This is a genomic window from Streptomyces cacaoi (genome assembly GCF_006539165.1).
In the GTDB taxonomy this organism is placed as follows: Bacteria; Actinomycetota; Actinomycetes; order Streptomycetales; family Streptomycetaceae; genus Streptomyces; species Streptomyces cacaoi.
In genome coordinates this window covers 1-2035 of record NZ_BJMM01000149.1, presented here as the reverse complement: position 1 = coordinate 2035, position 2035 = coordinate 1, and the positions used below count along the sequence as shown (strand labels likewise).

Here is a 2035-nt window from a genome sequence, read left to right as displayed (position 1 = left end):
CGGTAGGGGAAGGGGCGGTACGGGAGGGGAGAGTGGACGGTGTCGGAATCGAGGGGAGCAGGTGGTCGTGAAGGTGCGGGGGTGGCGGGTGGTCGGGTATGCCGTGGCGGGGCTGGTGCCGGGTGTGTTGGGGGTGCCGGTGCTGGCTCTGATCGCGGTGGGCGGAGTGCTCAGTGTGACGCGGATCGGGCTGCCGTTCCTCTCGCTCGTGCTGACGGCCGTCCGCGGCCTGGTCGGCGTCGAACGGACCCTGGTGCGGCGGTTGTTGGGGGAGCGGGTGGCGGTTCCGCCGGCGCCGCCCGTGCTGCGGGCCGTGCAGGACGCGGCGAGCTGGCGGGCCGCGGCGTTCGCGGTGATCGACGCGCCGCTGGCGGTGGTGCTGTTCGCGGTGGCGGTGCCGGTGCGGCTGTACGCGCTGGCGGCGCTGTCGTACCCGTTGTGGTTCCGGGCCGTCGAGCAGGACGGTCATGCCGGGATCGGCCTGACGGGCGAGGTGCCGCTGGACACGCTGCCGCGCGCGCTCGCCGTCGCCGCGGGCGGCCTGGCCCTGTTGGCGGCGGCCGGGTGGGCGGGGCGCCGGCTGTGCGCGCTGGTACGGCTGCTCGCGCGGACACTGCTGGCGCCCGTTCCGGCGGAGGGGCAGCTGACCGCGCGCATCCACGATCTGGAGGAGACCCGGGCACTGGCCGTGCGGGACTCGGTGGCGACGCTCCGCCGTATCGAACGGGACCTGCACGACGGTGCGCAGGCCCGGCTCGTCGCCGTCGCCATGTCGCTGACCCGGGCGAAGGACGCCCTGGAACCGCAGCGGCTCGACGCGGAGAAGGCCCGCGGTCTGGTCGAACAGTCCCTCGGCAACGCCCGGACCGCGCTGGGCGAACTGCGCGACCTGGTGCGCGGCATCCATCCGCCGGTGCTCGACAACGGACTGGCCCCCGCGCTGTCCTCGCTGCGCTCCGACGTCCAGTCGCCCCGGCTGCGGATCGGGCTGCGGATGCGGCTGGCCGACGCGCCCCGCCCGCACGAGTCCGTGGAGACCATCGCCTACTTCTGCGCCGCCGAACTGCTGGCCAACGCCGCGCGGCACTCCGGCGCCGACCGGGTCGAGGTGTCCGCCGGGTTCGACCCCGGGACGGAGCCCGGCGCTGTGCGCCGCCTCGTCCTCACCGTCGAGGACAACGGCCGGGGCGGCGCCGTCCCCTCGTCCGGGCTGCGGGGCCTCGCGGAACGGGTGCGGACGATCGACGGCACACTGGAGCTGTCCAGCCCGCCGGGCGGTCCCACCCGTGCCACGGTCCGCCTGCCCGCGCCCCTGCCGCCCTCCACCGCGCCGGAAGACTCCCGCTCATGAGCCACACGCCGCCGCCCGCCGCGCTCAGCGTCGTCATCGCCGAGGACGCCGCCGTCGTCCGAGAGGGCCTGGTCGGTCTGCTCGGGGACCGCGGCATGCGGGTACCGGCCGCTGTCGGGACGCCCGACGCGCTGCTGGCCGCCGTCGACGAGCACCGCCCGGACGCCGTCGTCGCCGACATCCGTATGCCGCCCACCCATCGCGACGAGGGCCTGCGTGCCGCCGCCGAACTGCGCCGCACCCACCCGGGGTTGGGCATTCTGCTGTTCTCCCAGTACATCGAGACGAGCTACGCGCACACGCTGCTGGCCGACGGCTCCGCCGGCATCGGCTATCTGCTCAAGGACCGGGTGCTGGACGTGGACGAGTTCGTCGACGCCCTGCACCGGGTCGTCGCCGGTGGTACGGCCCTCGACCCGGACGTCATCGCCCGGCTGCTCACCGCACGCCCCGGGCTCGACCAGCTCTCCGAGCGGGAACGCGAGACGCTCGGGCACATGGCCGCGGGCCTCACCAACGCGGCTGTCGCCGCGCGCATGGGGATCTCCCAGCGCGCCGTCGAGAAACACGCCGCCGCCATCTTCGACAAGCTCGACATCCCCCGCACCTCGACAACCCACCGCCGGGTCCAGGCCGTCCTCCACTACTTGGGCTCCCCGCCCCTTTGATCCCTTCGACGACATC

General features: G+C 74.6%; 2 protein-coding genes. Both read left to right on the top strand.

Annotation, left to right across the window (positions count from 1 at the left end; genetic code table 11):
• The first annotated feature begins 88 nt into the window (after positions 1 to 88).
• Positions 89 to 1351, top strand: coding sequence for a sensor histidine kinase (locus SCA03_RS34655; protein WP_158102368.1), 1263 nt, complete (start codon positions 89 to 91; stop codon positions 1349 to 1351).
• Positions 1348 to 2019 (top strand): response regulator transcription factor, encoded by a 672-nt coding sequence (locus tag SCA03_RS34650; RefSeq protein ID WP_086818300.1) that lies wholly within the window; start codon positions 1348 to 1350, stop codon positions 2017 to 2019. The genes SCA03_RS34655 and SCA03_RS34650 overlap by 4 nt, the downstream gene beginning before the upstream one ends.
• The last annotated feature ends 16 nt before the right edge of the window (positions 2020 to 2035 follow it).

What these genes read in the sequence shown, in the direction of transcription:
- SCA03_RS34650 (WP_086818300.1), top strand. Translation starts at nt 1,348, where the DNA reads ATGAGCCACACGCCGCCGCCCGCCGCGCTCAGCGTCGTCATCGCCGAG.